The sequence below is a fragment of the Acidovorax sp. ACV01 genome (assembly GCF_014851495.1).
Lineage (GTDB): Bacteria > Pseudomonadota > Gammaproteobacteria > Burkholderiales > Burkholderiaceae_C > Acidovorax > Acidovorax radicis.
In genome coordinates, this window is sequence record NZ_JACUZT010000003.1 from 643074 (window position 1) to 658489 (window position 15416).

Below are 15416 nucleotides of genomic sequence, written 5' to 3' on the forward strand. Positions count from 1 at the left end.
CCCTTGCCATGTCTGCCATGTCTTCGTCCCCCGCTGATCCCCGTTGTCACCAGCCCCGGCCCGAGGGCCCGCTGGCGGAGCATTCGCGTTTCTACCAGCGCCTGCACCGTCGCTATGCCGGCGATCTGGCCCTGTTGCCGCCCGGGGCTCCCGTGATGGCCACCATGGAACAGGCCTATGACGCGCTGCGCACGCGCGGTTGCGACACGGGTACGGCCTTGCGTGTGCTGCGCCAGCTTGTCATGGAACGGCTCATCCAGATGGACTGCGACGCGCAGGCGCCGCTCGCCGACATCACCCGCGCCGTCACCGAACTGGCCGAGCTGGCGCTGGACCGCGCCAGCCGCCAGGCGCGGCAGGAGCTGGACGAACGCCACGGCGCGCCGCGCGGGCCTGATGGCCAGCCCGTGCAGCTGTGGATCATTGGCATGGGCAAGCTGGGTGCGCGTGAGCTCAATGTCTCCAGCGACATCGATCTGATCTACGTGTATGAACACGATGGCGAGACTGCCGGCACAGCCGATGGCCGCGGTCGCATTTCCAACCACGAATACTTCGCGCGGGCGGTCAAATCCATTTACAGCCTGGTGGGGGACACCACCGAGCACGGATTTGTGTTCCGTGTGGACCTGGCGCTGCGCCCCAATGGCAACTCTGGCCCGCCTTCCGTCTCGTTGTCGGCGCTGGAGGAATATCTGCAGCTGCATGGCCGCGAGTGGGAACGTTTTGCCTGGCTCAAGAGCCGGGTGGTGGCACCGCGTGATTGCATTGCCAGCCCCGAGGTGCAGGCACTGCGGGGCGTCGTGCTGCCCTTTGTGTTCCGCCGCTATCTGGACTACAGCGTGTTTGATGCGCTGCGTTCCCTGCACCGCCAGATCCGGGACCATGCCGCCAAGCGCAGCGCGGGCCACCCCGAGCGCGCCAACGACGTCAAGCTATCGCGCGGCGGCATTCGCGAGATCGAGTTCACGGTGCAGCTGCTGCAGGTGGTGCGGGGCGGTCAGTTCCCCGAGCTGCGTCGCCGGCCCACGCTGGACGCGCTCACGCGCCTGGCCCAGGCAGGCCTCATGCCGCAGGAAACGGCAGATGCCCTTGCGTGCGCCTATGTCTTCTTGCGCCGGGTGGAGCACCGCATCCAGTACCTGGACGACCAGCAGACCCACGTGCTGCCCACGCGCGACGACGACCTCGCCTGGATCGCCTACACCCTGGGCTATCCCGACTGCTGCGCCTTTCTGCACGAGCTGGACGCGCACCGCGAATTGGTAGCCCAGGAATTCGACACGCTGCTGGGCGGAGCTGGCAAAAAGCAGTGCAATGGCGGAGGCTGTGGCGGCCCGCGCGCTGTGGCTGCCGCGCCCCCGGAATTCGACACCCTGCTGGAGCTGTTGCCGCCCGGATTCCGCGAACGCGTGGCCGAATGGCGCAACCACCCGCGCGTGGCGGGGCTGCGCGACGAAGCCCGCGCCCGCCTGTTCCGGTTGGTGCAACGCACCGCGCAGTGGCTTAAGGAAGGCCGTGTCACCGAAGAGGCCACCCTGCGCCTGGCCAACTGGCTGGAGCCGCTGCTGCGCCGCGAGAGCTATCTGGCACTGCTGCTGGAGCGCCCCTCTGTGCACGAGCAATTGCTGCACCTGCTGGGTGCGGCCAAATGGCCCGCCCGCTACCTGCTGCAGCACCCCGGTGTCATCGATGAACTGGTGGGAGATTCGCTGCTCGCCGAGCGCTTTGTGGTGGCGGACTTTGAGCGCGAACTGGCCGTGCGGCTCGCGTCGCTGCAGTCCACGGGCGAGGACGATGATGAAACCTTGCTCAATCTGCTGCGCCGCGCCCAGCACGCGGAAACCTTCCGCACCCTCGCGCGCGACGTGGAGCGGCGCATCACCGTCGAGCAGGTGGCGGATGACCTGTCCGCCCTGGCCGACAGCGTGCTGCGCATCACGGCCCAGTGGTGCTGGAGCCGGCTCAAGACGCGCCACCGCGAGAGCCCACAGTTCGCCATCATTGGCTACGGCAAGCTGGGCGGCAAGGAGCTGGGCTACGGCAGCGACCTGGACATCGTCTTTGTGTTCGACGACGACGATGAGCGCGCCCCCGAGGTCTACGCGGCTTTTGTGCGCAAGCTCATCAACTGGCTCACCGTGAAGACGGGCGAGGGCGACCTGTACGAGATCGACACTGCGCTGCGGCCCAATGGCAGTTCGGGCCTGCTGGTCACGAGCTTTGAGGCCTATGCCAACTACCAGCAACGCCGGGGCAGCAACACGGCCTGGACCTGGGAACACCAGGCCATGACACGCGCGCGTTTCGTGATGGGCAGCGAAGCCTTGCAGGCGCGCTTTGATGCCGTGCGCGAGGCCGTGATCACCTCCGAGCGCGATCCGGCCGCCCTGCGCGAGGAGATCGTGGCCATGCGTGAGCGTGTGCGCGCAGCGCACCCTACGCGCGCCGGGCAGTTCGATGTGAAACACAGCCCGGGCGGCATGGTCGATGCGGAGTTTGCCGTGCAATACCTGGTGCTCTCGGAGTCAGCGAACCACCCGGAGCTGGTGGGCAATGTGGGCAACATCGCGCTGCTGCAGCGCGCCGAGCAGGTGGGGCTGTTGCCACAGGGTGTGGGCGTGGCCGCCGCCGATGCCTACCGCGAGCTGCGGCGCGTGCAGCACGTGGCGCGCCTGGATGAGGCGCCCACCCAGGTCACGCCCCCGGCCCTGCAGGCCGAGCGCGATGCGGTGCTGGCCTTGTGGAGGTCCGTATTCGTTTGATCTGCATCCGGGCGTGACGTTTCGTTGCATTTTTGCGGGCTGATTTTTCGGCATTGCTTCGCTAATTCAAACAACTGTTTGAATTCTGGTGTTTAATCCGGTGCCATGAGTTTTGGCGCCCATTTCATTCCCGCAGCCCAGCGCACCGCCCGCAGTGATGGCGAGGATACGCGTGTGCGTTTGCTGCACGCCGCACTGCAGCTGTTTTCCGAGCGGGGCTTTGCGCAGACCTCGGTGCGTGCCATTGCGGAAGCTGCAGGCACCAACGTGGCGGCGATCGCCTACCACTTTGGCGACAAGGCACGCCTCTACACGGCCACGTTCTACGAGCCTTTTGGCAGCGGCAGCGATCTCATCCCGGTGTTTGCTGACCCTGCGCTGACCCTGCAGCAGGCGCTGGCCTCCTACTTCGGTGGGTTTCTGGAGCCGCTCAAGCACGATGACCTCGTGACCCAGTCGCTGCGCCTGCATGTGCGCGAGCTGCTGGACCCGACCCATGTGTGGCCCGAGCTCATTGAGCGCGAGTGCCGGGCCCCCCATCTGGCGCTGGTCCAGGTGCTGTGCCGCCACATGGGCGTGGCCGCAGCGGACGACGACATGCACCGCCTCGCCTTCTCACTGGCCGGGCTGGTCATGCAGATGTGGACCCAGCGCGACCCGCTGCAGGCTATTGCACCGCAGCTGGCGGGGTCTGGGGCTGTGGATGCGTGGGTGGACCGGCTGACGGGTTACGCCCTGAGCATGGTGCAGGGTGAGATCGCCCGGCGGCAGGCTGCACAACAGCCCTCGCGCCGCACTTCACGGAATTCGCACAAGGAATCCAACGCATGACTTTGAGCAAGACCCGATTCTTCTGGGCCGCCTGCCTGCCCCTGGCCCTGGGCGCCTGTGCCGTCACGGCGCCCCCCGCCCAGGTGCCCACAACGCCGCCTGTGGCGTGGCAGGCGCCCTTGCCGCACCAGGGTTCGCTGGGGGATCTGACCCGGTGGTGGACGCAGCTGGGCGACCCGCTGCTCGTCGAGCTCATCGATGCCGCGCAAGCCATCAGCCCCGGCGTGGCGCAGGCCCAGTCCCGCATTGCGCAGGCGCGTGCCACGCAAGTGGCCAGCCGTGCCGCGCTGCTGCCGTCGCTCGATGCACAGGCCAGCGCCAGCCGGGGTTTCAACGAGCAGCTCGCGGGCATCGCCACCACCGCGCAGGCCGGGCTGCAGGCGAGCTGGGAGATCGACCTCTTCGGCGCCAACCGGGCCACCAAGACGGCGGCCGACCAGCGCCTGGCGGGCGCCCAGGCGCTGTGGCATGAGGCCCGCGTGAGTGTGGCCGCCGAGGTGGCGCAGCAGACGAGCAGCCTGCGCACCTGCCTGGAGCAGCTGCGTGTGGCCGAGCGCGATGCGCTGTCGCGCGGAGAAACCTCGCGGCTGTCCGACCTCAGCGAACGCGCCGGTTTCACGGCGCCCGCCACCGCAGCCCTGGCGCGCGCCAGCGCCGCCGAAGCGCAGGCGCGCGCATCGCAGCAGCGCATGCAGTGCGATGTCGAAGTCAAGACCATGGTGGCGCTGACAGGGTGGGAAGAGCCTGCGTTGCGCGCACGCCTGTCCACACCGGCATCCGCCGCGCCCGACGCCCTGTTCACCATTGCCGCCCTGCCTGCCCAAGTGCTGGCCCAGCGCCCCGATGTGTATAACGCCGAGCGCGAAGTCGCCGCTGCCAGCGCCGAAGTGGGCAGTGCACAGGCCCAGCGTTACCCACGCCTGTCGCTCAGCGGCTCGGTGGGCACGGCCTGGGTGCGCAGCGGTGGTGTGACGACCGACCTGAACACCTGGACCATCGGTCCGCTGGCGTTGAGTGTGCCGCTGTTCGACGGCGGCCGGCGCGGCGCGCAGGTGGATGCGGCCCAGGCGCGCTACGACGAGGCCGCTGCGCTCTACCGCGCCAAGGTGCGCCAGGCCGTGAGCGAGGTCGAGCAGGCGCTGGTGCGGTTGCAGAGCACGGCCGAGCGCAATACCAGCGCGCGTGTGGCTGCAGCCGGCTACCGCGCGTCGTTCGACGCTACCGAAGCGCGCTGGCGCGGCGGCCTCGCCAGCCTGGTGGAGCTGGAAGACGCGCGCCGCACCTCCCTGGCGGCCGAGAACGCGCTGATCGCGCTGCAGCACGAACGCCAGGCCGCCTGGGTTTCGCTGTACCGCGCTGCGGGCGGTGGATGGAAAGAGTGAAACACCCCCTGAGTCGCTTCGCGCCTTCCCCCTCTCTCGACTCGCTGCGCGAGTCGGGAGGGGGACGCCCCCGGCGCGGCGGGGCGGCCCTTGCGCGGGGGCACTGGCCTGCGCCGCGCCAGTTTCATCCCGTGCGAGTGGCGCGTAGCGCCGTGGAAAGTTGATATGAATTCTTCAGGACGAAAGCAAATGCAAAATTTCTCTTCCTTCAAGTTCTCTCCGACGGCCTTCGCCGTGATTGCTGCCTGCGTGCTGGCCACCGGCGGCGCCCTGGTTTTCTCCAGCGCATCGCGCGCCGCCGACGAGCCCAAGGCGGGCCAGCCCCGCCCCGCGCTCACGGTGAGCACGGCGCAGCCCCAGCGGACGTCGGTGCCTTTGCGCCTGGCGGCCAACGGCAACGTCGCTGCCTGGCAGGAAGCCAGCATCGGCGCCGAAAGCAATGGACTGCGCCTGACCGATGTGCGGGTGAATGTGGGTGACGTGGTCAAGGCCGGCCAGGTGCTCGCCACCTTCTCGGCCGAAACGGTGCAGGCCGACGTGGCGCAGATGCGCGCCAGCCTGCTCGAAGCCCAGGCCAATGCGGCCGAAGCCGCCGCCAATGCCGATCGGGCCCGCTCGCTGCAGGCCACGGGCGCCTTGAGCCAGCAGCAGATCCAGCAGTACACCACGGCCGAGAAAACCGCCCAGGCCCGGGTGGAGGCCGCCAAGGCCACGCTGAACGCACAGCAGTTGCGCCTGAAGTACACGCAGGTGCTGGCGCCCGACAGCGGCGTGATCTCGGCCCGCACAGCCACCGTGGGCGCGGTGGTGGGTGCAGGCACCGAGCTCTTTCGCATGGTGCGCAAAGGGCGCCTCGAATGGCGCGCCGAAGTCACGTCCACCGAGCTGCGCCGCATTGCGCCGGGCGCCAAGGTCAGCGTGACGGCGGCCAGCGGCGCCACGGCCGAAGGCACGGTGCGCATGGTGGCACCTACGGTGGACCCGCAGACGCGCAATGTGCTGGTGTATGTCGATCTGCCACTCAACAGTGATTTCCGTGCGGGCATGTTCGCGCGGGGTGACTTTGCGTTGGGTGCCAGCGAGGCGCTTACCGTGCCGCAAGAGGCGCTGGTGGTGCGCGATGGTTTCTCGTACGTGTTTGTGGTGGGCGCTGAGCAGCGCGTGCAGCAGCGCAAGGTGCAGACCGGCCGGCGCGTGGCCGACCGGGTGGAGGTGCTGTCGGGCCTGGACGCCAACGCTTCGGTGGCGGTGCGTGGCGCGGGCTTCTTGAACGACGGCGATCTGGTGCGGGTGGCGAACACGCCGGTGCCAGCTTCAGCGCCCAGCAGCACGTCCGAGGCGCCAGATTTCAAGCAAAAAATGGCTCTAGCGCTTGTTGATAAATCCTTTTTGGCTATCAATTGAGGAGCATTCCACATGAATGTATCCACCTGGTCCATCAAGAACCCAATACCGGCCTTGATGCTGTTTGTGCTGCTGACCTTCGGCGGCCTGCTGTCCTTCAACGCCATGAAGGTGCAGAACTTCCCGGACATCGACCTGCCCACGATCTCCGTGACCGTGGCGCTGCCGGGCGCATCGCCCGCGCAGCTTGAAAACGATGTGGCGCGCAAGATCGAGAACAGCATCGCCACGCTGCAGGACTTGAAGCACATCTACACCAAGGTGCAGGACGGCGGCGCCACCATCACGGCCGAGTTCCGGCTCGAAAAACCCACGCAGGAGGCGCTGGATGACGTGCGCTCCGCCGTGGCACGCGTGCGCGGCGATCTGCCGGGCGACGTGCGCGACCCCATCGTGACCAAGATGGACCTGGCTGCGCAGCCTGTGCTGGCCTTCACGATCGCCTCGAACCGCATGGACAACGAGGCGTTGTCCTGGTTTGTGGACGACGCCGTGGCCAAGAAGTTGCTCACGGTGCGGGGTGTGGGCGCGGTCAACCGCGTGGGCGGCGTGGACCGGCAGGTGCATGTGTCGCTGGACCCGGTCAAACTGCAGGCCCTCAACGCCTCGGCGGCCGACGTGTCGCGCCAGCTGCGCCTGGTGCAGACCGAGAGCGCGGGCGGTCGCACCGACCTGGGCGGGAGCGAACAGCCCGTGCGCACGCTGGCCACGGTGCAGTCGGCGCAGGAGCTGGCCAACCTCACGCTGTCGCTGTCGGACGGCCGCCATGTGCGGCTCGATCAAGTGGCCACGGTGTCGGACACGATTGCCGAGCCGCGCGCGCTGGCCCTGCTCAACGGCAAGCCCGTGGTGGGCTTCGAGGTGGCGCGCAGCAAGGGTGCGAGCGAGATCGAGGTGGGCGGTGCCGTGCAGGCGGCGCTCAAGGAGATGCGTGCGCAGCACCCGGATCTGGAAATCACCGAGGCCTTCAATTTCGTGCAGCCGGTGCAGGAGGAATACGACGGCTCCATGCACCTGCTGTATGAAGGCGCCCTGCTGGCCGTGCTGGTGGTATGGCTCTTTTTGCGCGACTGGCGTGCCACGTTCGTGTCGGCCGTGGCGCTGCCCCTGTCGGTGATCCCGGCGTTCATCGGCATGCACCTGCTGGGCTTTTCCATCAACGTGATCACGCTGCTGGCGATGTCGCTGGTGGTGGGCATCCTGGTGGACGACGCCATCGTGGAGGTCGAGAACATCGTGCGCCACCTGCGCATGGGGAAGACGCCTTACCAGGCGGCCATGGAAGCGGCCGACGAAATTGGCCTGGCCGTGGTGGCCACCACTTTCACGCTGATCGCGGTGTTCCTGCCCACCGCGTTCATGAGCGGCATTGCGGGCAAGTTTTTCAAGCAGTTCGGCTGGACGGCGTCGCTCGCGGTGTTTGCCAGCCTGGTGGTGGCGCGCGTGCTCACGCCCATGATGGCTGCTTACATCCTCAAACCCATCGTGGATGACCACAAGGACCCGCGCTGGATGACGGTGTACCTGCGCTGGGCGGCATGGTGCGTCAAACACCGCTGGATCACCTTCATCGCCACCGGCGCGTTCTTCATCGGCTCGCTGGCGCTGATCCCGCTGCTGCCCACGGGCTTCATCCCGCCCGACGACAACTCGCAGACCCAGGTCTACCTGGAGCTGCCGCCCGGCGCCACGCTGGCGCAGACCCGCGCCGTGTCCGAAGACGCGCGCGAGCGCATCGCCAAGGTCGAGCATGTCAAAAGCGTCTACACCACCATCGGCGGCGGCTCGGCGGGGGCCGACCCCTTCATGGGCGGCGCCGGGGCCGAGACGCGCAAGGCCACGCTCACCATCCTGCTGGCCGAGCGCGGCGACCGGCCGCGCAAGCAGGGCATCGAAAACCACATCCGCGCCGCGCTGGAGACCCTGCCCGGCGTGCGCAGCAAGGTGGGCCTGGGCGGCTCGGGCGAGAAGTACGTGCTGGTGCTCTCGGGCGATGACCCGCAGGCGCTGACCACGGCGGCCCTGGCGGTCGAGAAGGACCTGCGCACCATTCCCGGCCTGGGCAGCATCTCGTCCACGGCCAGCCTGGTGCGCTCCGAGATCGCGGTGCGCCCCGACTTCGCGCGTGCCGCCGACCTGGGCGTGACCAGCAGCGCCATCGCTGAGACCCTGCGCATCGCCACCGTGGGCGACTACGACGTGTCGCTGCCCAAGCTCAACCTGGCATCCCGCCAGGTGCCCATCGTGGTCAAGCTGCGGGACGACGCGCGCCAGGACCTGTCGCTGCTCGAGCGCCTGGCCGTGCCGGGGAGCAAGGGCCCGGTGATGCTCGGCCAGGTGGCCACGCTGGAGTTCAGCGGCGGCCCGGCCGTGGTGGACCGCTACGACCGCGCGCGCAACGTGAACTTCGAGATCGAGCTGTCGGGCCAGCCACTGGGCGACGTGACCAAGGCCGTGGAGGCGCTGCCCTCCATCAAGAACCTGCCGCCCGGTGTGCGCCAGATCACCATCGGCGACGCCGAGATGATGGGCGAGCTGTTCGCCAGCTTTGGCCTGGCCATGCTCACCGGCGTGCTGTGCATCTACATCGTGCTGGTGCTGCTGTTCAAGGACTTCCTGCACCCGGTGACCATCCTGGCGGCGCTGCCGCTGTCGCTGGGCGGGGCGTTCGTGGGCCTCTTGATCGCGCAAAAGAGCTTCTCGATGCCCTCGCTCATCGGGCTGATCATGCTCATGGGCATCGCCACCAAGAACTCCATCCTGCTGGTCGAGTACGCCATCCTCGCGCGGCGCGAGCACGGCATGACGCGCTTTGAGGCGCTGATCGACGCCTGCCACAAGCGTGCGCGCCCCATCATCATGACCACGCTGGCCATGGGCGCAGGCATGCTGCCCATTGCGCTGGGCATCGGCGCTGCGGACGCGAGCTTCCGCTCGCCGATGGCGGTGGCCGTGATCGGTGGCCTGATCACCTCGACACTGCTGAGCCTGCTGGTCATCCCGGCCGTGTTCACCGGGGTGGACGACCTGGGGCAGTGGTTCGGCCGTACTCTGCGGCGGCTGCGTGGGGCGCACCATGCTCCGGCGGCCGAGTTGCCTGGGACACCGCCGCCAGCGGGATGACGAGGACGGGGAGCCAGCGTGGCAGAGAAAGCGGCATCCGCTGCGCCCGGGCTCCCCTATTCGTCTGAAAAAGCGGGCAATCCCCAGGGTTGCCCCGGCTTAGCCAAGCGTGTGGCCGTTAGATAATGTAACGAGCACCATGAACCTCGTCAGCCTGAACATCGAATCCATCCAGCTCGGCCATCCGCTGCCTTTTGTGCTGCGGGGTGCCGATGGCGTGTTGCTGGCGCAAAAGGGGTATGTCATCCGCACCCGGGAAGAGCTGGCCAAGATGGTAGGCCGGGGCCGGCAACTGTGCGTGGATACCGATGAGTCCGGCGACAGCCACCGGGCCTACCTGGCGCAGTTGCAGCGCATGCTGATCGCAGACACCAATCTGGGTGAAATTGCGGCGATGAAGATGACGGCGGCCGACGACGCGGGTGGGCGGGGACGCGGTGGCAAGACCCTGCCTGACTGGCCCGAGCTGCAGCTGCGTGCCACACAATTGCTGCGCGCGCCCTCGCCCCATGATTTTGGCGGGCGCTTCCAGATGCTGCACGACGAGCTCGCCCGCCACTGCGAGCAAACTCCCGACGCCACGCTGCTGGCCCTGATCTACCTGTCGGTGCAGGAAACCCGCATGTACAGCGCCACGCATTCGATGCTGGTGTGCTGCGTGTGCATGGTGGTGGCGCGCGAAATGCTGCGCTGGCCCGAAGCCCGCGTACAGCAGTTGGGCCACGCGGCGCTCTCCATGAACATTGCCATGACCGAGCTGCAGGACCAACTGGCCCAGCAGACCCATCCGCTCACGGCTGTGCAGATTGCCGCGGTGGAGAGCCATGCGGAGCGTTCCGAGGCGTTGCTGCGCACGCTCGGCGTGGCCGACCCTGTGTGGCTGGAGGCGGTGCGCTGCCACCACCACCGCACCCCTGGCCCGCTGGCCAAAAAGACGGAACCCCAGCAAATGGCCCGCCTTTTGCAGCGCGCCGACATATTTGGTGCGCGGATGGCACCCCGCGCGGCCCGCTGGCCCATGCCGGTCACGGCGGCCATGCAGGCGAGCTACTACGATGAAGAGCACCAGGTGGACGAGGCCGGTGCCGCGCTCGTCAAGACGCTGGGCGTGTATCCGCCAGGGGCCTTTGTGCGGTTGGCCAGCCAGGAGGTGGGTGTCGTCATCCGCCGGGGTACGACGGCCACCACGCCCAAGGTGGCGGTGGTGACCAACCGCGACGGCATGCCGACAGGGGAGCCCATTCCCCGCGACACCGGCATGCCCCCCTGGAAAGTCACGGGTGTGGTGGCTTTCAAGGACGTGCGGGTCAAGCTCTCGCTGGACCGTTTGCTCAACCTGGGCTGAACCGTCTCTGAGCCGCAGGCGCGGCACTCCGCCTGCAACGGGTGGACGGGCTTGACGCCCGGCGCCATCCACGAGCAGCTTCTGCCCGTCTTTCTTTCCCCCATCCCCTGCCGCGACGGTAGCGCCTGTACGGCCCGTGCCGCCCTGCCTTCGCCTGCGCCGGCAATAACCATTGAAGCCGCAGAGCTTTGAATCCATTGGGTGCGGGCATTCGTATACCAATCAGTCCAAATAAAAACTCATGTGGACAAAAAATGATGGAATGGTTAAATTGCCCATACCACTGCGCCCCAAGCCCTATGAACACCTCTTTCAGACGCCTTCTTTCGGTCGCCAGCCTTTTCCTCTTGGCAACGGTCGGCCATGTGCCCTTGGCCCACGCGGCGGATGCCGAAAGCTGTCCGGCCACGCTGCAGCACACGTTTGCCAGGCTGCAGGATGAAAAACCCCAGTCGCTGTGCCAGTACGCTGGCCGGGTGGTGCTGGTGGTCAATACCGCGAGTTTTTGTGGCTTCACCGGCCAGTACAAAGGGCTGGAAGAGCTGTATGCCCGCTACAAGGACAAGGGGCTGGTCGTGCTGGGCTTTCCGTCCAACGACTTTTCGCAGGAGACCGGCAGCAACCAGCAGATCGCAGATTTCTGCGAAAACACTTTTGGCGTGAAATTTCCCATGTTTGCAAAGAGCAGCGTCAAAGGGGCAGAAGCCTCGCCGCTGTTTCGCCAGCTGGCACAACTGTCCGGCACGGCGCCGCGCTGGAACTTCCACAAATACCTGCTGGGCCGCGACGGCAAGCTGGTGGACAACTACTCCAGCCTCACTGCCCCTGACAACAAGGGCCTCGTGCGCGCCATCGAACAGCAACTTGCTGTTGCCGCTACGAGGTAATTGCAATGCTTTCTTTACGTTTCTTTAAAAAAAACCAGGGCATGCTCTGGAACTTCGCCAGCGCAACCCCACTCTATCTATTGCGCAAGACGATTGCGCGACGTACAGTTTTAGTGTTGCGAAGCCTTTCGGGCCCCCGGGTTCCGACTGACCTCCTGGAGCGCTTCTCCTCCCTCCCTCTCTTATTCGTTTCGGGAAGCTTCGCAACCTTTTTATTCCATGTACCGGCCAGAGGGAGCCGGCCATGAAAATCGCCATCATCGGTTCCGGCATCTCCGGGCTGGCGGTCGCGCACCAGCTGCGCGGCCAGGCGGACATCACGCTGTTTGAAGCCAGCGACTACTTTGGCGGCCACACCCATACGGTGGACGTGACGTTGCCCGACGCGTCGGGCACGCCCGTCACGCATGGCGTGGACACCGGCTTCCTGGTGTTCAACGAGCGCACCTACCCCCACCTGATCCGTCTGCTGGCCGAGCTGGGCGTCGAGACTGCGAAGTCCGACATGTCGTTCTCGGTGCAGGTGCCGAGTGCCCTGGGTGGCCCTGGTGGTGGCCGCGCGCTGGAATGGAGCGGCACCAACCTCAGCACCGTGTTTGCCCAGCGTTCCAACCTGGTCAATCCGCGCTTCCTGGGCATGCTGCGCGACCTGCTGCGCTTCAACAAGCTGTGCACGCGCATCGCCGAAAAGCAGGCCGAGGCCGCGCTGATGCAGCCGCTGGGCGATTTCTTGCGCGAGCACCGCTTTGGCGACGCGTTCCGCGACTGGTATTTCTTGCCCATGCTGGGCTGCATCTGGAGCTGCCCCACCGACCAGATGCTCAAGTTCCCCGTGGCCACCATGATCCGGTTCTGTCACAACCATGGGCTCATCCAGGTGAGCAACCGCCCGCAGTGGTGGACGGTGTCCGGTGGTGCGCGCCACTACGTGGACAAGATCGTGGCGGGCATCGCCGACAAGCGCCTGAACACCCCCGTGCGCCGCATCGAGCGTGATGCCGCCGGTGTGCGCGTGGTGACGGCAGGCCACACCGAACACTTTGACAAGGTGGTGCTGGCCACCCATTCGGACCAGTCGCTTGCGCTGCTGGCCCAGCCCACCACCCAGGAGCGCGCCGTGCTCGGCGCCATTCGCTACCAGGCCAACCGCGCCGTACTGCACACCGACATCTCGGTGCTGCCCGCGCGCCGCGCCGCCTGGGCTGCGTGGAACTACGAGCGCGCCCAGCAGCGCAGCCGCGAGTCGGCCCGCGTGTGCCTGCACTACCTCATCAACCAGTTGCAGCCCGTGCCCTTTGCCCAGCCCGTGGTGGTGTCGCTCAACCCGGTGCGCGACATTGCACCCGAACACGTGATCGGCAGCTACGAGTACGCGCACCCGGTGTTCGACATGGCCGCCATCCGCGCGCAGCAGCAGGTGGGCAAGCTGCAGGGGCAGCAGCACACCTGGTTCTGCGGCGCCTGGACGGGCTATGGCTTTCACGAGGATGGCCTCAAATCCGGTCTGGCCGTGGCCGAGCAACTGCGGGCGGCCCTGCCAGCGCCTTTGGCGGAGGCTGCGTGAGCCACGCCCCGGCCCCACCCGCGGCGCCCCTCATCGGCTTCGGCCAGGTGCGCCACACGCGGCTGCGGCCCCGGCGGCATGCGTTTGCCTACCCGACGTTTTTTCTGATGCTGCCCATGCGCAACCTGCCCGGCCTGGGCAGCGAACTGGCCGTGAACCGGCGCGGCGCCATCAGCTTTCATGATGTGGACCACGGCGACGGCCGCAGCGCCGCGCAAGGCGGGGCGCTGGCGTGGTTGGACGAGCTGCTGCGCACCGAAGGCGTCATCGACGCCACGGGCGAGGTTTGGCTGCACTGTTACCCGCGGGTGCTGGGCTACACCTTCAAACCCGTGAGCTTCTGGTACTGCCACCGTGCCGACGGCAGCCTGCGCGCCATCGTGGTGGAGGTGAACAACACCTTTGGCGAGCGCCACTGTTACCTGCTGGATGCCCCGCGGTACGGCGTGGAGCAGCAGGCGCGCAAGGTGTTCCATGTGTCGCCGTTCTGCGAGGTGGGCGGCGGCTACCGCTTTCGCTTCATGCGCACCGAGGCCGGGGTACAGGACGCGGGCCGCACCGTGGTGCGCATCGACCACGACGACTACACCGGCCCGCTCATCCAGACCAGCGTGAGCGGCACCCTGCAGGCCGTCACACCCCAGACCTTGCGCCAGGCGCTCTGGGGCTACCCCGCCATGACGCTGGCCATCATTGCCCGCATCCACTGGCATGCGCTGCGGCTGTGGCTCAAGCGTGTGCGTTTCCACCGCAAGCCCGAGGCGCCTGCCTCCATCGTGACCCGCTGAATTCCATGACGAACGAGAACGCCGCCATGAACTCCACCACCGCCCCCCGCACCGCCCTGGCCCTGCCCGCTGGCACCCCGGCTGCCGCCCGCACGGCGCTCAAGCTGCTGCAGCGCCTGCAGCATGGTCACCTCACGGTGCAGCTGCCCGACGGCACCTTGCAGCATTTCGGGCATGACAACGGCCCCTCGGCCGCGATCACGCTCAAGAACTGGAACGTGTGCAGCGCCGCGCTCAAGTCCGGCGACATCGGTTTTGCCGAGAGCTACATCGCAGGCGACTGGACCACGCCGCACCTGACCGACCTGCTCAAGCTCTTTGTCGCCAACCGCCAGCAGGTCGAAGGCGTGATCTACGGCACCTGGGCCGGGCGCCTGCTGTACCGCATCAAGCACCTGCTCAACCGCAACACGCGCAGCAACAGCCAGAAGAACATCCACGCCCATTACGACCTGGGCAACGCGTTCTACGAGCTGTGGCTGGACGACACGATGAACTACTCCTCCGCCTGGTTCGAGGGCGATGCGGGCGGCGACATGCGCACCGCGCAACATGCCAAGGTGCGCCGCGCGCTGCGCATGGCGGGTGTGCAGGCCGGTGACCGGGTGCTGGAGATTGGCTGCGGCTGGGGCGCCTTGGCCGAGATGGCGACCACTGAATTCGGCGCATCCCTCACCGGCGTCACGCTGTCCACCGAGCAGCTGGCGTTTGCGCAAAAGCGCATGGCGGCGCATGGGGTGCAAGCCAAGGCCGACCTGCGCTTGCAGGACTACCGTGACATCCACGACGGCCCCTACGACGCGATCTGCTCCATCGAAATGGTCGAAGCCGTGGGCCGCGAATACTGGCCCACCTATTTCCAGTCGGTGAACCGCCTGCTCAAGCCCGGCGGCAAGGCGTGCATCCAGAGCATCGTCATCGACGACAGCCTGTTCGACCGCTACATCAGCTCCACCGACTTCATCCAGCAGTACATCTTCCCCGGCGGTTGCCTGCCTTGCCCCCGGGAGTTCCGCCGCGAGGCCGAGGCCGCAGGGCTGCGTGTGGTGGACGAGTTTGCGTTTGGCCAGGACTACGCCGAGACCCTCAAACGCTGGCGCGAGCGCTTCCTGGCCCAGCGCGTACAGATTCTGCAGCTGGGCTTCGATCAGCGCTTCATGCACATCTGGGAGTTCTACCTCGCCTACTGCGAAGCGGCGTTTGCGATGAGCAACATCGACCTGGTGCAGTACACGCTGGCGAAAGACTGATTGCTATGAAAAACATAGCTATTACCGCTTTGTGGATAAGCGCTGGGGCCTATTTTTATTCAAATTCTGTTCTCGCA

Annotated in this window: 10 protein-coding genes; all 10 read left to right on the plus strand. The window is 66.8% G+C overall.

Translation table 11 applies throughout. The annotated features are described in order from the left end of the window. The first annotated feature begins 17 nt into the window (after window positions 1-17). The 10 genes from glnE (at window position 18) to IB243_RS11640 (ending at window position 15339) form a co-directional block, all read left to right on the plus strand. Window positions 18-2765 carry a bifunctional [glutamate--ammonia ligase]-adenylyl-L-tyrosine phosphorylase/[glutamate--ammonia-ligase] adenylyltransferase gene (gene glnE, locus IB243_RS11595; protein WP_192427110.1) on the plus strand — a complete coding sequence of 916 codons (2748 nt, stop codon included), beginning with the start codon at window positions 18-20 and terminating at the stop codon, window positions 2763-2765. A gap of 105 nt (window positions 2766-2870) precedes the next feature. Further along, window positions 2871-3596 carry a TetR/AcrR family transcriptional regulator gene (locus IB243_RS11600; protein WP_192427111.1) on the plus strand — a complete coding sequence of 242 codons (726 nt, stop codon included), beginning with the start codon at window positions 2871-2873 and terminating at the stop codon, window positions 3594-3596. Further along, the gene (locus IB243_RS11605) at window positions 3593-4978 is read left to right on the plus strand and encodes an efflux transporter outer membrane subunit (protein ID WP_192427112.1); all 1386 of its coding nucleotides are present in this window, start codon (window positions 3593-3595) and stop codon (window positions 4976-4978) included. Before IB243_RS11600 ends, IB243_RS11605 begins: the two co-directional genes overlap by 4 nt. 189 nt (window positions 4979-5167) lie before the next feature. Beyond that, window positions 5168-6382, plus strand: a complete 1215-nt coding sequence (locus tag IB243_RS11610) for an efflux RND transporter periplasmic adaptor subunit (RefSeq protein WP_192427113.1) — start codon at window positions 5168-5170, stop codon at window positions 6380-6382. 12 nt (window positions 6383-6394) lie between these two features. Further along, window positions 6395-9505: an efflux RND transporter permease subunit gene (locus IB243_RS11615; protein ID WP_192427114.1), complete on the plus strand. Its 3111-nt coding sequence runs from the start codon at window positions 6395-6397 to the stop codon at window positions 9503-9505. 139 nt (window positions 9506-9644) lie between these two features. Further along, entirely contained in the window at window positions 9645-10850 is a 1206-nt protein-coding gene (locus IB243_RS11620; RefSeq protein WP_010464583.1) for an HD-GYP domain-containing protein, read from the plus strand. A 299-nt stretch (window positions 10851-11149) separates the two neighbouring features. Further along, window positions 11150-11737 (plus strand): glutathione peroxidase, encoded by a 588-nt coding sequence (locus IB243_RS11625; RefSeq protein ID WP_057271317.1) that lies wholly within the window; start codon window positions 11150-11152, stop codon window positions 11735-11737. A 244-nt stretch (window positions 11738-11981) separates the two neighbouring features. Continuing rightward, complete coding sequence (locus IB243_RS11630; protein WP_192427115.1) at window positions 11982-13301, plus strand: NAD(P)/FAD-dependent oxidoreductase; 1320 nt, start codon at window positions 11982-11984, stop codon at window positions 13299-13301. Further along, window positions 13298-14089 (plus strand): DUF1365 domain-containing protein, encoded by a 792-nt coding sequence (locus IB243_RS11635; RefSeq protein ID WP_192427116.1) that lies wholly within the window; start codon window positions 13298-13300, stop codon window positions 14087-14089. The genes IB243_RS11630 and IB243_RS11635 overlap by 4 nt, the downstream gene beginning before the upstream one ends. 26 nt (window positions 14090-14115) lie before the next feature. Then, window positions 14116-15339: a cyclopropane-fatty-acyl-phospholipid synthase family protein gene (locus IB243_RS11640; protein WP_192427441.1), complete on the plus strand. Its 1224-nt coding sequence runs from the start codon at window positions 14116-14118 to the stop codon at window positions 15337-15339. Window positions 15340-15416: the final 77 nt, after the last annotated feature.